The sequence below is a fragment of the uncultured Ruegeria sp. genome (assembly GCF_947497005.1).
In the GTDB taxonomy this organism is placed as follows: Bacteria; Pseudomonadota; Alphaproteobacteria; order Rhodobacterales; family Rhodobacteraceae; genus Ruegeria.
On sequence record NZ_CANMFF010000010.1, the window covers coordinates 130,437 to 146,145 of the forward strand.

Here is a 15,709-nt window from a genome sequence, read left to right on the forward strand (position 1 = left end):
TGGTGATGCAACACTTTTCGACCGATACGATCTGGGAATGGCTGGATGCCGTTCCCGATCCCGAGATTCCTGTGATCTCGGTCGTTGATCTCGGGATTGTGCGAAATGTGCGTTGGGACGCTGGGGCTCTGGTCGTTACGGTCACGCCAACCTATTCCGGCTGTCCGGCGACGTCCGTCATCAGCATGGATATCGAAACCGCTCTGCACGATCACGGAATCGGGGATGTGCGGATCGAAACCAGCATCTCACCCGCCTGGACCACTGATTGGCTCAGCGAAAAAGGCCGCGCCAAGCTTGAAGAGTTTGGCATTGCGCCGCCGCAGGCGGCGGGCGGCCCTGAGCGCTGTCCGCGATGCGGCAGCAAGGCGGTTGAAAAGGTCAGCCAATTTGGCTCGACCCCGTGCAAGGCCCATTGGCGCTGCGCCGACTGTCTGGAACCATTTGATTACTTCAAGTGCATCTGAGGAGGAGCACCGGATGGCACGTTTTCATGACCTGAAAGTCACCGATATCCATAAGACCATCCGCGATGCGGTCGTGGTGACCCTAAAACCCGAAAACGGCGCGGCGGATCAATTCGACTTCACCGCCGGTCAGTACCTGACCTTCCGGCGCGATTTTGACGGAGAAGAACTGCGCCGGTCCTACTCCATTTGCGCGGGCAAGGATGACGGTGTTCTGCAGGTCGGCATCAAGCGCGTCGAGGGGGGTGCGTTTTCAAGCTGGGCCAATGCGGAACTCAACGTTGGTGACGTTGTGCAAGCGATGCCACCGATGGGCAGCTTTCACACGCCGATCGATGTAGATGCAGAAAAGCAATATCTTGGCTTCGCTGGCGGGTCAGGCATCACGCCGGTTCTGTCGATCCTGAAAACAACACTGGCGCGTGAGCCCAAATCCCGCTTCACGCTGATCTACGCCAACAAAGGAATAAACACGATCATGTTCCGTGAAGAACTGGAGGACCTGAAAAACCTCTATATGGGCCGCCTGAACGTGATCCATATTCTAGAGGCCGATGCACAGGAAATCGATCTGTTCACCGGACTGGTGACGCAGGAAAAATGCGGCGATCTGTTCAAGCACTGGATCGATATCAAAAACGTCAATACAGCCTTTATCTGCGGACCCGAGCCGATGATGCTGGGTATTGCTGCTGCGCTGCGCGAACACGGTCTTGACGACAGCCAGATCAAGTTCGAACTCTTCGCCAGCGCCCAGCCGGGCCGGGCCAAACGCAAGACAGGAACGGCAGAGGCCGGCACCCAGGCCAATCAAACCAGCGCATCGATCACGTTGGACGGGTCCACCCAAACTGTGACCTTGCCCAAGGATCAGTCTATTCTTGAAGCCGCGCTGGGGAACGCCATGGATGCGCCATATGCGTGCAAGGCAGGGGTTTGTTCCACTTGCCGCTGCCGAGTTCTGGAAGGGGAGGTCGAGATGCTCGCCAATCACGCACTCGAGGATTACGAGGTCGAAAAAGGCTATGTGCTAAGCTGTCAGGCTTACCCGGTGACCGACCGCGTGGTCGTGGATTACGACCAATAAAGGGAGAGGATCGATGACCGACGCCATGACACTCGACAGCTATCTGGCCGCAGGCGGTGTGCTGACCAATCCGACCAATGTTCCACCGCGCTATCGGGCTGAGTTAATGAAGTTGATGGCCACGTTTGTGGACAGCGAGCTGGCCGGTGCCGCCGGTTTCGCCGACATCATCAACCAGGGCCCAGGCATCAAGGAACGTATTGCGGCCGCCAAAATTGTGTTGGAGAAAACCGATCATGCGGATCGGGTCCTGAAGATCATGGGCGAATTCGGCGCAGACACCGAGCGATATGCGACGCATCACCCATGGACTTCTCGGTTGGATCGCAACGACGACATGGGCGCGACCCGCAGTGCGCATGACATGCGCCTTGCCGTGTTCAACTATCCAATCTCAGACTGGACTGACGCTGTCATCATGAACTTGCTGATGAGCCGCGCCGTAGCGGAACAACTGGCCGAATTTTCGACGGTTTCGTACCAGCCGCTTGCCGAAGCGTTCCGGCAGATCGCGCCAACAGAGGCGCATCATGGTGATCTGGCGCTGGAAGGCGCTGTTAAGCTCGCTGAAAACGGACAGACGGAGCAAATGCAGCGCGCGGTGGATTACTGGTGGCCCCGTGTTGCAGTGTCTTTCGGTGGTGATGACCCAAGGCGGTTCGAGTTTTTGAGATCATTGGGCCTGCGCCACAACAGCAATAATGCGCTACAGAAGCGCTGGGCGCAGGCAGCGGGCGCAGTCTTGAATGGGCTGGGTTTGAAACCGCCTGCCTAGACTTGTGCGGCCGAGGATGGCCGAGGGTCTTGTGTAGATTTGGGTTTAGTCAGAAACCGGGCAAGGCGTATGAAGGGCCGCTCGATGAGATAGTACAGGATTGTGGCGATGGGAATCGCCGCGATAAGTGTTATCGCACTGACAATTGGCACAACCAGATTTGGATTACTCGTAAGAGCTGCCGCCTGCCGGGTCAGTTCCGATTTGTAGATAAGAAAAGGATGCATCAGATAGAGGCTGTAGCTGATTTTGCCGAGGAATTCAGTGAATCGATTTACGAAAAAAGTCACCGGATAGAGGGCCTGAGACAGTGCAAGACATCCAAATCCAAGGCCCCATCCCAGGATAAAGATCAAAGAAATAGGATTGGTAGAAGCGTCCGGGTATGGCCCGTAAAGAAACATTAGTGTCAGAATACTCAGACCAGCGGCGAGAGTGGCAAGCCCGACCGGACGTTCCCATGAGGGTTTGACTTCTTGATAAATGCTCCATCCCAACAAGCCGAAAGCGAAATATGGGGCGTTGGTGAAGAAGCTATGCCAATAAAAACCGTGAGGCACCTCGCTGGAACCCGACAAGTTTACGATGGCCCATCCGATACAGGACGCCAGGAATAAGACGAGAGCGCCCCAGATGTTGCGCCAGACCCAGAAGAATGGGAATATCAGGTAAAATATGGCTTCGACACCAAGTGACCACCCGGCAGGAACAAGGCTGTATTGGTCTTCAGGTACAAATCCGAAAGTGAACGTGAAGTTTCTTAAGAGTGTATCAAATTCTACCGGCGACCCTTTCCGGTACCAGAGAAACAACATGAGATAAAAAAGCGGAGCTATCCGCAAGAACCGTCGAAGGGCGTACACCCAGCCGCGATTTGCTTTTACTCCATTGGGATAGGCAAGCGACATGGAAAAAGCGCTGATGATGAAAAACAGTGGTACGCCCATTGCAAGGTAACCCACGTGCCATCCAAAAAACTCGACACCCAATGGGTGAATATAAATGGCATGCATGCAAACAACGCCGGACGCTGCGATTCCTCGCAAAGCATCAAGGCCATGGGCCCGCTGGGTCTTTTGGTTGGTTGCCATGGCCTGCTCAGATTTTGTTTCGTGCATATTATACGGTCAACAGAGATTGACAACAGACAAGCGTTGAACTTGGTGGGGTATGACGGTGTCGACCTGTCGCGAGGTTCTCCGAAGATCGCCTTGCAGTGTTCCATCCAATAGTTTGCGCAACTTGACAAGATGTATTTCGCACGATTTCCGATCAGAGAATGAAAAGGGACAAGTGGTCGCCCGATGGGTCGAACCAGTGATTTTCTTGATCTCGCAGTCGCTTCCTGTAGCGACGGGTGCTCACTGGCACTGTTTTCCACCATCGTACTCGTGGCTCTCGTCTTCTACTGGTTATCGGGACCCGCGCTTAAGTGTACGGCACGCCCAGTGTACGTAAATCATCCAGCCACCGTGACAGGTAATCGCTATTCTCGAATGGGGCCCGCTTGGCTTCCTGGATCGAGAAATCGGGATTGCTCTTCAGAAACTCATCCATGATTGAGTGTGCGTCATTGTCAAAACCGTTCCGCAAAAGAACCGGCGCGTAGGTGCGCTTCAGCCCGTCAGGAATTTTGCTCATCTTTTCGATCGTTGCTTTTGCTCCGTCATAGTCTTCGGCAAAATATTGAGCCCACCCCAAATTCCAGAAGTACCAGTCCTGGTGGTGTGGATTCAGCCGGATCGCCCGTTTCATTCGCTCGACGGCTTCGGGGGTGTTGCCGCTGTAGACCAGCGGGTCGATGGAATCTGCCAATACGGACGCCGAATTCGAGTTGAGGGAGATCGCTTTGTCATAAACTGCCGCAGCCCGTCCGAGGTTGCCGCTTTGCGTCGTGGCATTGGCCAAGACCCAATGGCCCTTGAAATTGAAAGGTTCCAACTCAATGGCTTTTCTCGCCATGGCAAAAGCGCGTTCCAGCGATTCATCTCACGTCAGGGTATCCGTCCACCCCCAACGATACCCGTTGATATGAGCCCATGCGGCTTCAACATATGCGCCCGCGAAATCGGGATCGATTTCGATGGCCTTGGCGCTAAGTTTTTCCGCCTTGGCATTGCCCTCTCTTTTAAAGGTAAACCACTGTTCTTGCGCGCGTTTGCGCAATTCGTAGGCCCCAAGACTTTCTGTTGGGTGATGTTTCAGACTGCTGTATTCAGCCAGATCAATATTGGTCGAAAGAAGCGATGCGATCGTCCGGGTGATCTCGTCTGTACTGAAAAAATATCCTGTAAATCCCTATTGTAACTGTCCGCCCAGATGTTCTGACCCGTAGTCGCATCAATGAGTTGGGACGTAACACGCAAGCGCTCACCCGCGACCTGAACGCTACCTTCTACAATGTAGCGCACCCCCAATTCCCGTGCCACCTGTTGTGCATCCGCGGGTTTGTCTTTGTACAAGAACGTCAAATTGCGTGCGACGACAAAAAAATCGGAAAATCGGGAAAACGCAGTCAGGATATTCTCACTCAGACCGTCGCTCAGGTCGTTCTGGCTCGGGTTGTCGTTGAGATTGTCAAACGCCATTACCGCGATGGAGGGCTTGCCTGACGCAAGCACAGATGGCTTGTCTGCTTCGGGTGATTGTGCCGTGGGTCACGGTTGCCACCACCACGCGGCGACCCCCAATATCAGGGCGACAGCGGCACCGGCTGCGATGAACTGAGATTTTTTTGATGGCTTTTTCCAAAGGCGCGATTGGTGAAACAACGGCCCTGGCTTTTTCATCCATGACAAGGCTGAACACATGTATGGGGTCGGATATAATTTTGACTTGGTGTTTCCCAAGGTCTTCAATGTTGAGATCGAGCTTGGTTTTCACTTGTTCGATTACTTTTGCCGACATGTAGATGCCATCCGGGTCAGACAAGCTTTCGATACGCGCGGCAACATTGACGCCATCCCCGTGAATGTCGTCCTGATCCATTACGAAGTCGCCGACGTTGAGACCGATCCGGTATCTCACCTGCGAGTTCTGCGGTATGTCCTTATTGTCGATCCCGACATAGTGCTGCATGTTCACGGCACATTGCACAGCCTCAACGGCACTTGCAAAATCGATGAGCAATCCGTCACCCATCAATTTTACGATGCGCCCATTATGTGCGGCCACGATAGGTTCGAAAAGCCGTTCGCGATGGCTTTTGACTATAGCGAGAGTACCCGCCTCGTTCTCTCTTATAAGGCGGCTGTAGCCGACTACATCTGAGGCAAGTATCGCGGTGAGACGTCTTTCCAATCAACCGCCTCCCTGAGTAGGCATTACGCTGAATTGAGAGCCGCATCCAAGCCAGATGCGTTAGCCCAACAAATGTATACCTAAAAACGCCCCAAAAAAAACTATTGTGTTCAAGGCAGTGATGCATCGCCTCTAGCGAACATTGGTTTGGATTAAATGGGGTCGGTTTTGTCGTCGTTTCTATTCTCAGGTGCTTCAATCGTTTGCGTGACGAATGACCGCTTTGCTGACACCGCTCTGCGGCTGTCGTTCCATTGTTATATGGTAGGAATGGACCGGACCCGCCCTATTGAATCTAGCCTCTGAACCAAAGCGGAGCGTTGCCGTCTGTCCAAGGCGAATACTTGATCATTACGTGTATAAAGACTTCGCTTGCCAGGAAACGATCCAGCCATGCAATCAAATTCGGCCATTCCTGTGCATCAAACCACGCCCTGTCTATATGGGCGAATTGGCGGACAAAGGGCAGAAGAGCCAAATCTGCAAGCGTTGAGCAATCTCCAAACAGCCAGGACCGCCCGTTCAACCGTTCATCTAGGCTGATCAGATAACTCGCAGCTTTCCTGCGCTCTAACGCATGGTCAACGTCCGGATAGCGCGTAGCATACTTGGTGTGATCCAAAGCAGCCTTGAATGGACCATCGTTTTCCTCGATCAGGTCCCATCCTTCCTGTGGCATGTCTAAAAGCCGTTGCGGATCATTTTGTTCGAGCGCCCAGATCATGATATCCAGGCTTTCGTCAATAACCTGTTCCGGAAGGAGAAGCGTTGGCACCGTGCCGGATACAGATGTTTGCAGGAACGCTTGCGGTTTGTCCCTTAGACGAATTTCACGCAACTCAACTTTGACACCTGAACTTGCCAAAGCGAGGCGGGCCCTCATTGCATACGGGCAGCGGCGGAACGTCCATAAGATAGGGTGATGAGCCATATGAGGATTTATCTGTAATCTGCCAGTACGGTCAAACTCTTCCTCGCCGGTTAAGTCAGAGCTTTTGATTTTATGCTGGCAGTTCCGGTCAAATGGGCCGGCGTTTTGACGAACCAACCTGCTTCAAGGCTCGGTTGCTCATCCTCGTCTCTTAAGACGGAGTTGTTCCCGAAGAGGATCAAGGCGGTACCTTCGGTAATAATCGGTATTGGCTGGCCCCTGTTTTCATAGGAGAAACAATAATCGGCATCACCAACAGTACCGGCGGATTGGCCGCCGAGTACGGCGTTGAAAGGACTGCCATGATCGACGCCACCTTTCTGAAGGCGCATCGCTGGGCACCCAGTCTGGGCGAAAAAAAGCAAGCATGGATGCCTGATCGGCCGCGCCAAGAGTGACATAAGCACCATGCTGCACGTCAACTGTGAAAGCCAGGGGGCGCCCGCTCCAAATCTTCATCACTTCGGGACAGGTCGGTGATTATAGCGGCATGCGGGCTCTACAGCGGTTCTCCGAACTTCAAACCACCTTCTTTGGTGCTTCCATCTAAGAACAATAACGCCCGGTTTGTAACCAGCCATCGAACCACCTTGATAAACTCCCAGAACACAAAACTGATTGAGTTCGGCTCTTCTGTCAGCCCGGCCATATGGCGCTGATAGCAAAGAAGAAGGATTCGAGCCTCACCTGAACGTTTGCCCTTGAACGACTGTAGCTTGCCAATCGCGTCGCCTCGGCTCGATGTGCTCAGGCGATCAACAACTACTCGACTGGCGACCAATCTGTGCCAGGGTCGAAGGTAGAAATTTCAGCAGCAATATCCAATGTCTCAGGCCCAAAATCCGCCTCGTAGACTATGCCGCTTTCGCCAACCATAAAGGAATGGATACCTGTTTCTCCGTAAAAGGAAGGTACTGCAAGCAAGGCGTGTCCCGAGACAAAGCGATCACCGGCAAAGTAAGAGTAAGCACCTCCGGGAGCGTTCGGACCCTGCGCGTGCAGGATAGTGTAGTAGTAACCCAGAAAAGGTTCAGCTTCATGATCGCTCTCTCCGTCGCTCCACCCAGAGGCGGCAGCTCGGGCAAGTGCTGCACCGACAAAGCTGTCGTCTTCCGGCCAGAAAAGTCCGTTTCGCTTTCCCGGATCGGAAATGATCGTCTGCGCGAATTCCATGACGCCATCACCGTTGTGATCCACAAGGCGGAAGGCTGCTTGAAGGTCGACATAGGCCTCAAGCAATTCGATCACTTCCAATTCATTCATGCCGATTTCTCGGGCCGAGAGTTCCTCGACCCCGGCTTCCAGGTCAAAGCGCCAACCGTCTTCCGCTTGTAGAATTGGGATTGGGAAGGGCCAACTGTCTACACCTAACAGAAGTACAACCCCGTTGTCCTCTGGTTGAAAGCGGTACCCCTCAGCATACATGCCAAGCACTTCCTGCCTTCTTTCCTGATCTTCCGCTGGATCGCCCGTTCCAACCAGATCTTTGGCTTCGGGTCCGAAAATCGTGATAAGCTTGCTCTGATCATTGGCTTTCAACGCGTCGACAAAAGCGTCCAGTGCGGTCTGCGGAGTATCAAATCGGGCTCCGTCCGACAACGCGGGGCCGGTGATCGCAGCTAGCACCAAAACTGATAGTACAGATCTAAGCATTTTACCGTCTCCGCTTGCCTTTGGCGGCGTGCCCACGTTTGGACGCGCTTTGAGTTCTGTTGCCGGACGCTTTTTTCTTCATCGCCTGACCTTTGGACGCCGTGGGCTTGCGCTGGGTTGTTACAGCTTTCTTTGCCTGCGGTCTTTGCGCGACGGGCTTTTTCGCCGTATCCGGGCGTTTGGTGCGGTCAATGGCCTGTTGTTTTGCGACAGCCTTGTCCCGGTCGACGTTTCCCCGGTTCACCTGTGGCAAGGATTTGCTCCCACCGTCTCGGTTCGCAAGAGCACCGCCAGCAACAGCTCCGGCACCTGCGCCAGCTGCGACCGCAGCTGCCGCGCGGTCACGGCTAATATCTTCAGCTCCGGATTCACGGCTCAACTTTGCGCGTAGTTCATCCGTGCGACCCTCGGGGCGGTTAACCGGCAAGTCGCCACGACCATCTTCAGGTCTTTTGTGAGTGGCGATTTTGTCTCGTGCCTCCTGTTGACGGTCAGGATCGGGTTTCCATCCAATATCCGTGCGATCACCCAAATCTATGTCATTGCCGATGTTGACATTGCCATCGACGTCTATGTCGATATCCGGGTTTCTGTAAATCGGACCGCCGCCCCAGCCACTACAGTTTCGGCACCCCCAGTAGTCATACCAATCGTCGTCGTCGTCAAAAATCTCGTCGATCAGCGCGACGGCACCAAAGGTCAGCAATGCCGCCCCCACGACATCTCCGGTCGACGGGCCAGTATAGACCGTCTCTGGGTTGTACTGCGGGACGTATACTGTTTCAGGTTCTGTTGGTGCAATTACAACTGTGTCGTCGTCAGACACTTCGACAGTTTGCTCGGGTCCTGAAACAAGAGCGCCGCTGTCAATCGCCTGGTCCCGCATGACTTGAACCGCATCCATCACATCATCGGACTGGGCCAACATTGCTGTGCCCATTGTTTCGGTCCAATCGATATGGGTGGCCATCTGGCCGACGACTTCGGGAAACGCTGTCGCCAATACGCTGACAGAAGGATCCCAGCCCATGGCCTCGATTTCCGGTTCAAGTTCGGCGGGATCACGGTCGGCGTTATCCAGCAAATACCGCTCGGCCTTTACAACCTCCAGTGGCTGTGTAGCCGCGACGAAAATCTGAATCAGCAATGTGTCGGGGTAAAGAGCCACCGGAGCGACCAATGTCTGAAGCTCAGCATCGGTTAGAAGGTCGGACGAAATTGCCGAGGTATCTTCGGCGGTCGCGTCGTCGTCGGATGCCTCTTGTGCAGACAGGATAGTAGATGCGCCAATACCGAGCGCAAATATGAGATACCTAAACATATTGCGATCCTTCTATTTTTCGCAGGATCACCCAAGATCGCGATTCTGGCAACCTGGTGATCAAATGTACGTCTGCGGGTCACACAGTCGACCTTGACCGCAGCGGGCGAGAGAGACTGCAATGTGCAATCAGCATCTCCAACGCATTCTTGGGCTGGGCCACCTGCGGTTAGGTGGGTCATGCGGGGTAAAAGATGAGTCCCCTCTCGCCACCACCGCGCAAAATCTTCGCAGATTGGCGAAGATTCTTCCCACACAGAACAAAACGCGACAAGCCTGACCAAATTGCCGCTTGGCCTCATGCATTTATCAAAAAGCAATCTATCCAAGTGGTGCTGGCTTTGCGATGAAGGAAACTTCCTTGACTCTATGCTGGGTAAGAACCACAAGAGTGCATTGGTAAAATTTACTCGTCGTCGCGGTGCTGCCGACTTCGATGATCCAATGGTCTTCAGTATAATTGTAGCATGTGCCCCCGCACAGGAACGGATTTCGCTGGGGTGTTCAGGACGAACTCGTTACTCGCAAACGTTCGCAAATGTCACCTGATTTTTTCTAGACAATGCGCAACACATGAAAGAAGGCGATGCATGAAAAATACGTGGCTCGTGACATGCGTGCCTGATGCCCGATAGGTTCGGGCTCAGACGCTGCTTTACCCTGCCTAAATTCAAACGTTTGCGCGGTGCTTCGGGCTTGATCCTGACAAGCTTTGTGTTGCTTTCGGGATCACAACTTTCAGCTCATGAAGCGCCTGTAAAATCCCAGGTATCCGAGAATTCTGTCGGATTGGTTTGCGATGAAGGTTACGAAGACACGGGCGGATCGTGCCAGAAAGAAAACATACCCGAAAACGCATATTCTACCGGCAGTTCCTATGGTCAAGGATGGGAATGCAACCATGGTTTCCAGCGTGTCGCGGATCTATGTGAGAAAATAAAAATCCCCGAAAACGCCTACGTCGCTTCAACTGGGGATCGCTGGCACTGTAATCGATTGTTCTGGCGCGTCGAAGGGGAATGCGAAGAAGCGATTGCACCTGAAAACGGGTTCGTCGAAACCCGATTTGGCGTGCAGGAAACACATTGCAACTGGGGATTTCGTAAAGAGGGCCAGGGTTGTGTTGCAATTGAAGTCCCCCGAAACGGCCGCCTGACTGACAAGAGCAGCACAGATGGCTGGGTCTGCCTCAGAGGATTCAGGTCAGTAGCGAGCCGTTGCGAGTCTGTAGCCATTCCCGAGTACGCATATCTTACGTCTGACACTCATTCTGGATGGAATTGCGAGCGTGGTTTTCGCCCAAGTCGAAATAAGTGCATAGCGATCATCGTCCCATCAGAAACTCATTTGAACCGAAGAGGTGATGGATGGGAATGCAATCAACCCTTCAAACGTCAGAACGATACATGTGAAGAATTCGTGTCGCGATAACACGCCAGCAGACTTCGCCATAGCCCTGACATAGCCAGAAAGATCAAACCGTGAACCTCAATTCCATTGACGAAAATCTAGGCAAAAAACTCAAGGCCGAAAAGGCGCGTCGCCGATCCTACGGGATCAAGATATTTATCGCGTCAGCGGTGTTTGTGTCAGCGATAATTGTGGTGGTGTTTCTCTGATGCGCAAGAAATCCTCTCGGGTAAGCCTTCAAGCCTCAAAGACGTCAGATCATGGTTTGGAACAAAGAGCGTTTCAGGACCGCAGCGTTCGAAAAACGCGGAATGCCGACGTGTCCGGAGTTATTGAAGAAGAGTTCGGAAAGTACCTGATTAAAGCTGGCATTCTGAGCGGAAACAGCGTTGCACGGGCCTTTCCCAAGCCACCTGCCAAAACACAGGCCATGATTGCCGATGCAGTTGGCGAAACACCGGCAATGGCTATCGAAGCGTTAAAAGAAATTCTCGAAGAACGTGACAGGAAACGCGGCGGCCAACGCCGTTTGGAAGGAAATTCCGGCACCCTTGTTCCCAGCGAAAGAGAATACACAGAAGCCCTTCGCCAAGTCAGGTTCTCACCGGCGCAAGCTACTATGCTCAGAGCACTTTCAATCTCTGGAACGGAAGGTCTGACCATTGATCAACTGTCTCAGGCAGCCGGTTACAAGTCGCGCGAGACATCCATCAAGGTCTTCAGAAAAGTCGGGTTGTTGATCGCGGAATACCTGGAACTCGAGCTGCCCGAAACCGGATCGGAAAACAGTGATGGTGCTGCTCAGGTTCTGGCCTTTTCTCATATCCAAAGTGACGATAAACCCGCGATTTGGATCATGCATCAGGAACTGCGCGGCGCTGTTCGTTCGGTACTTTGATGTACATTCCTGCGCCCGCTTTCGAACGGAAGTCCGAACAGGACCAAATACAGACATTATTGCACAGGTAACTTATTCTGGAGAAACGGCAAAACCGCTCAATCTGATCTATGTACCTGTAAAATTGGCAAAAATACTTAAACAGAAACAGTTCTGGAGCTTTTCGAAGATTTAGTGAAGAGCAGCCAGATGACCCCGATCCAAATACGCACTGACAACAAGAGGTTTGTGCCGATCAGCGGCCTCCATCGATTGGAGGCCATTCGTGCCGGTGTATGCATGTTTTCGATCTGCTCAGTTGGAAGTTCAAGACCTGTTTCCAGATTGGTGCTCGAAAACAGATTCAGGATTTGCGAGACGTGAAGCGCGGCACGTCACTTTTCTTCGATCACTTCAAGCAACCTACCTACATCCGCACGCACGGTTTCTATTGCCGCTTCACGCACCGGGCCGAATCCGCGGATTTCCAGCGGGGCTGACAGGATTTTCAGGCAAGTATCAGCCTTGATGGTGGGCGCCGCCACTTCGAGATGATCCAGGATATTATGAAACCAAGCTAAAGTTTCGTTTTCAAGCTTGCGGTCCTTTGAAAACCGGAACGGGTCAAGCCATCCGCCGCGAAACCTGCGTAAACGTGAAAGGGTTCTCAGAACGGGGGTCATCCACTCACCGTAGCTTCGTTTTGTTGGCCGACCTCGTGCATCTTTCCGGCCATTCAGAACCGGTGGAGCAAGATGGTATTTGATCCGAAAACCACTTTCGAACTCGGACAGCAGTTGTTTCTCGAATTGTCGTGAAGTCAGCAATCGGGCGACCTCGAATTCGTCCTTGATTGCCATGAGGCGGAACAAGGATTTTGCGGCGATCGAAAGAGCTTCCTCTCGTATGTGATCCGGCAGCGCAACGGCCAAACGGGCGAGGCGGTCACGGTACTGCTGTGCATAAGCATCATCGTGATAGGTCGCCAATTCGCCTGACCGAAAGTCGATTACCTGCTGCGCGGTTTCTAGAATTGATCGCTCTTGCTTTTGAACCAGAGACCGTGGGGTTGCAGCGATCACCCGGCCAAGATCAAAAGCCATCGCATTGGCCTCGACAGCGGTCCCGTTCAGCAAGATCGCCTGTTTGATTGAAGCCTCACTGATCGGGATAATCCCTTGCTGCCACGCGGCACCCAAAAGCAAGGTGTTGGCATAAACCGAGTCTCCCATCAAATCCTCTGCCAGTTTGTTCGCATCCAAACCGAGAACGTTTTCATCGCCAACAGTCCGGCGTATGAGCGCTTCTCGTTCTTCGACCCGGAGTTGGGCATCGCGATGCAGAACAAGGTCACCTGTAGGCATTTCCGCACGGTTCAGAACGATTTTGGTACCTTTGCGGTAATGAACGGAAGCTTTAGGTGCGGAAGACACGACCGCGTCACACCCAATTACGGCGTCGGCGCTCTTGGCCTCTATGCGGACTTGATTGATTTCATCGGGCGCGCGGGCAATGCGAACATAGCCGATAACCGTGCCAAATTTCTGGGCAAACCCGGTGAAATCCAGCACGCTGGCTCCTTTGCCTTCCAGATGCGCCGCCATCGTCAGGACCGCGCCGACGGTTACGACACCAGTACCGCCGACCCCACAAACAAGAAGATCATAGGGTGCGTCCAGGTTCGGAAGCTGTGGGTCGGGTACATTGGCGAGAAGTGAAGGGACATCCTGCTCTTGCCCGGATTTCTTTCGTCGCACCGCCCCTTCGACTGTTATGAAACTGGGACAAAACCCGTTCAGGCAGGAAAAGTCTTTGTTGCAGGAATTCAGGTTGATCTTTCGCTTGCGACCGAGCGGGGTTTCCAGCGGTTCGATGCTGAGGCAGTTGCTTTCGACCGAACAATCGCCACAGCCTTCGCACACCGCCGGGTTAATATACGCAAACCGCTTGGGATCTTCCACTTTTCCACGCTTGCGGCGACGGCGTTTTTCAGTGGCGCAGGTCTGTTCATAGATCAGAACAGTTACGCCTTCGATGTCGCGCAATTCGCGTTGCACGGCGTCCATCTCTTCGCGGGGATGGAAGCTTGTCTGTGCAGGAAAATCATCGCGTTTGAATTTTGTGATTTCATCCGAGACCAGAGCAATCCGATCCACCCCTTCCGCGCGGCAGGTCTGTGCGATCCCGGAAACGCTGATAGGGCCATCTACCGGTTGACCTCCTGTCATTGCTACAGCGTCATTATAGAGGATCTTGTATGTGATGTTTGTGCCTGCTGCCACAGCCTGGCGAATGGCAAGCGAGCCGGAGTGATACCACGTGCCTTCGCCAAGGTTCTGGAAGATATGTTTGTTGCCGTTGAATTTCGAGGCAACGACGTGTGGCACGCCTTCACCACCCATCTGCGCATAACCGACCGTGTTGCGGTTCATCCAACTTGCCATAACGTGACAGCCGATGCCTGACGCAGCGGTGCTGCCGTCGGGGACTTTGGTGGACGTGTTATGTGGGCAACCCGAACAAAAATAGGGTGTTCTGACCGCACCCGGAATGCTCAGAGTTGATGGCGAACTGTCCGTCAGAGCCTTCGCTTTTTCCAGCAGTCCTTCTTTCGGAAAAAACCGGTCGAGGCGCTCTGCAACGAACGGGATCAGTTCCGACGGGCTCAGCTCTCCGGTCCAGGGGATCAATGGATCGCCTGCGGCGCGGTGCTTTCCAACCATCTTTTCAGGCTTGTCACCTGGCCAGTCATAGAAATACTCCTTGAACTGGCTCTCGATAATCCCGCGTTTTTCCTCGACGACCAGCACCTCTTTTTTGCCCCGGACAAAAGACAGCGCATCGCGCCGTGCTAGGGGCCAAACCATCCCGACCTTGTAGATGTCGATGCCCAAACGGCGGCAATCGGCTTCGTCCAGTCCCAGAAGGCGCAGCACCTCCATCAGGTCAAGATGACCCTTGCCTGTTGTGACTATCCCGAAAGGAGCATCTTCGATATCATAGATGCGCCGGTCGATCGGGTTTGCCTCGACGAAAGCCTCGACCGCCTGCAACTTGTGTTCGATCCGGGTCTCGATGGCCGGGCTCGGCAAATCGGCGCTTCGGACGTGCAGGCCACCTGGCGGCAGGTCTGTTTCAGGCAAGGTAAACGCGCGGTCCGGTTTCAGTTCTACAGATTGTCCACTTTCAACGGTTTCGGAAATCGCCTTGAACCCGACCCAAGTGCCCGAAAAGCGGCTCAACGCAATACCGTATTCACCGAACTCCAGGAACTCGGCCACGTTGGCCGGGTTCAGCGTTGGCATGAACCAGGTCATGAAGGCGACATCAGACTGATGTGGCATTGAAGAAGACACACAGCCATGATCGTCACCCGCAACAACCAGAACCCCGCCCTTCGGCGACGATCCATAGGCATTGCCATGGCGCAGCGCATCCCCGGAACGGTCAACTCCGGGGCCTTTCCCGTACCACATGGAAAACACGCCCTCGACTTCGCAGTCAGGATCCAGCGAAGCCTGCTGGGCCCCAAGAACCGCAGTGGCGCCGAGGTCTTCGTTTACGGCTGGCATGAATGTAATTCGGGCTTTTTCGGTTTCATCTTTCGCTCGCCACAGTTCCAGATCCAACCCACCGAGGGGTGACCCCCGGTATCCGGATATGAACCCTGCCGTTTTGTTCCCCGCTGCTGTGTCCCTGCGTGCCTGATCCAACATGATGCGCACCAAAGCTTGTGTTCCGGTCAGGAACACCCGTCCCTCCGAGAGCCTGTACCGGTCCGACAGGGCGTATGTTTCGAATTTCAGGGATTGGTGGGTCATGGAAGCCTCGCGTTTCCTGGGTAGTGTACCGCGAAGCTCTGAGGGGTTTGTTCTACTTGTTCGGGAA

The 15,709-nt window shown here is 53.7% G+C and carries 13 protein-coding genes and 2 pseudogenes; 8 read left to right on the forward strand and 7 right to left on the reverse strand.

From position 1 onward, the window contains the following. Positions 1-5 precede the first annotated feature (5 nt). Genes paaD through Q0816_RS15440 form a run of 3 tightly spaced genes read left to right on the forward strand, consistent with a single transcriptional unit; the run spans position 6 to position 2,329 of the window. Entirely contained in the window at positions 6-467 is a 462-nt protein-coding gene (paaD, locus tag Q0816_RS15430; protein ID WP_298852143.1) for a 1,2-phenylacetyl-CoA epoxidase subunit PaaD, read from the forward strand. A gap of 13 nt (positions 468-480) precedes the next feature. After that, the gene (locus Q0816_RS15435) at positions 481-1,554 is read left to right on the forward strand and encodes a 2Fe-2S iron-sulfur cluster-binding protein (RefSeq protein WP_298852145.1); all 1,074 of its coding nucleotides are present in this window, start codon (positions 481-483) and stop codon (positions 1,552-1,554) included. A gap of 13 nt (positions 1,555-1,567) precedes the next feature. Continuing rightward, complete coding sequence (locus tag Q0816_RS15440) at positions 1,568-2,329, forward strand: Phenylacetic acid catabolic protein (protein WP_298852148.1); 762 nt, start codon at positions 1,568-1,570, stop codon at positions 2,327-2,329. Here the strand turns inward: Q0816_RS15440 and Q0816_RS15445 are convergent. Further along, entirely contained in the window at positions 2,326-3,420 is a 1,095-nt protein-coding gene (locus Q0816_RS15445) for an acyltransferase (RefSeq protein WP_298852151.1), read from the reverse strand. The genes Q0816_RS15440 and Q0816_RS15445 overlap by 4 nt on opposite strands. Positions 3,421-3,757: 337 nt before the next feature. Then, a complete protein-coding gene (locus Q0816_RS15450; RefSeq protein WP_367180506.1) occupies positions 3,758-4,291 on the reverse strand; it encodes a tetratricopeptide repeat protein in 534 nt (177 codons plus the stop codon). Here Q0816_RS15450 and Q0816_RS15455 point away from each other — a divergent pair. Then, the gene (locus Q0816_RS15455; protein ID WP_298852156.1) at positions 4,244-4,636 is read left to right on the forward strand and encodes a hypothetical protein; all 393 of its coding nucleotides are present in this window, start codon (positions 4,244-4,246) and stop codon (positions 4,634-4,636) included. The genes Q0816_RS15450 and Q0816_RS15455 overlap by 48 nt on opposite strands. 270 nt (positions 4,637-4,906) lie before the next feature. On the opposite strand, the gene Q0816_RS15460 is transcribed toward Q0816_RS15455, so the two are convergent. Continuing rightward, a complete protein-coding gene (locus tag Q0816_RS15460) occupies positions 4,907-5,629 on the reverse strand; it encodes an adenylate/guanylate cyclase domain-containing protein (protein WP_298852157.1) in 723 nt (240 codons plus the stop codon). Between the two features lie 295 nt (positions 5,630-5,924). Beyond that, positions 5,925-6,560, reverse strand: a complete 636-nt coding sequence (locus Q0816_RS15465; protein ID WP_298852221.1) for a glutathione S-transferase — start codon at positions 6,558-6,560, stop codon at positions 5,925-5,927. Positions 6,561-6,826: 266 nt separating this feature from the next. Here Q0816_RS15465 and Q0816_RS15470 point away from each other — a divergent pair. Continuing rightward, positions 6,827-7,084: pseudogene (locus tag Q0816_RS15470) on the forward strand (IS5/IS1182 family transposase); the annotation flags it as partial. 238 nt (positions 7,085-7,322) lie between these two features. On the opposite strand, the gene Q0816_RS15475 reads toward Q0816_RS15470, so the two are convergent. Next, positions 7,323-8,213 (reverse strand): DUF2950 family protein, encoded by an 891-nt coding sequence (locus Q0816_RS15475; RefSeq protein ID WP_298852160.1) that lies wholly within the window; start codon positions 8,211-8,213, stop codon positions 7,323-7,325. Between the two features lies 1 nt (position 8,214). After that, complete coding sequence (locus Q0816_RS15480) at positions 8,215-9,534, reverse strand: DUF3300 domain-containing protein (RefSeq protein ID WP_298852162.1); 1,320 nt, start codon at positions 9,532-9,534, stop codon at positions 8,215-8,217. Between the two features lie 133 nt (positions 9,535-9,667). On the opposite strand from Q0816_RS15480, the pseudogene Q0816_RS15485 reads away from it, so the two are divergent. From Q0816_RS15485 to Q0816_RS15495, 3 genes and pseudogenes are all read left to right on the forward strand, one after another. After that, positions 9,668-9,814: pseudogene (locus Q0816_RS15485) on the forward strand (IS5/IS1182 family transposase); the annotation flags it as partial. Between the two features lie 416 nt (positions 9,815-10,230). Further along, the gene (locus Q0816_RS15490; RefSeq protein ID WP_298852164.1) at positions 10,231-10,965 is read left to right on the forward strand and encodes a hypothetical protein; all 735 of its coding nucleotides are present in this window, start codon (positions 10,231-10,233) and stop codon (positions 10,963-10,965) included. Between the two features lie 298 nt (positions 10,966-11,263). Next, the gene (locus tag Q0816_RS15495) at positions 11,264-11,842 is read left to right on the forward strand and encodes a hypothetical protein (protein WP_298852165.1); all 579 of its coding nucleotides are present in this window, start codon (positions 11,264-11,266) and stop codon (positions 11,840-11,842) included. 374 nt (positions 11,843-12,216) lie between these two features. On the opposite strand, the gene Q0816_RS15500 is transcribed toward Q0816_RS15495, so the two are convergent. Then, the gene (locus Q0816_RS15500; protein WP_298852166.1) at positions 12,217-15,642 is read right to left on the reverse strand and encodes an indolepyruvate ferredoxin oxidoreductase family protein; all 3,426 of its coding nucleotides are present in this window, start codon (positions 15,640-15,642) and stop codon (positions 12,217-12,219) included. Positions 15,643-15,709: the final 67 nt, after the last annotated feature.

Excerpts from the sequence above, each read along its gene's own strand:
- paaD (WP_298852143.1), top strand. The coding sequence starts at position 6 with ATGCAACACTTTTCGACCGATACGATCTGGGAATGGCTGGATGCCGTT.
- Q0816_RS15435 (WP_298852145.1), top strand. The coding sequence starts at position 481 with ATGGCACGTTTTCATGACCTGAAAGTCACCGATATCCATAAGACCATC.
- Q0816_RS15440 (WP_298852148.1), top strand. The coding sequence starts at position 1,568 with ATGACCGACGCCATGACACTCGACAGCTATCTGGCCGCAGGCGGTGTG.
- Q0816_RS15445 (WP_298852151.1), bottom strand. The coding sequence starts at position 3,420 with ATGGCAACCAACCAAAAGACCCAGCGGGCCCATGGCCTTGATGCTTTG.
- Q0816_RS15455 (WP_298852156.1), top strand. The coding sequence starts at position 4,244 with ATGGCCCTTGAAATTGAAAGGTTCCAACTCAATGGCTTTTCTCGCCAT.
- Q0816_RS15450 (WP_367180506.1), bottom strand. The coding sequence starts at position 4,291 with ATGGCGAGAAAAGCCATTGAGTTGGAACCTTTCAATTTCAAGGGCCAT.
- Q0816_RS15465 (WP_298852221.1), bottom strand. The coding sequence starts at position 6,560 with ATGGCTCATCACCCTATCTTATGGACGTTCCGCCGCTGCCCGTATGCA.
- Q0816_RS15475 (WP_298852160.1), bottom strand. The coding sequence starts at position 8,213 with ATGCTTAGATCTGTACTATCAGTTTTGGTGCTAGCTGCGATCACCGGC.
- Q0816_RS15480 (WP_298852162.1), bottom strand. The coding sequence starts at position 9,534 with ATGTTTAGGTATCTCATATTTGCGCTCGGTATTGGCGCATCTACTATC.
- Q0816_RS15500 (WP_298852166.1), bottom strand. The coding sequence starts at position 15,642 with ATGACCCACCAATCCCTGAAATTCGAAACATACGCCCTGTCGGACCGG.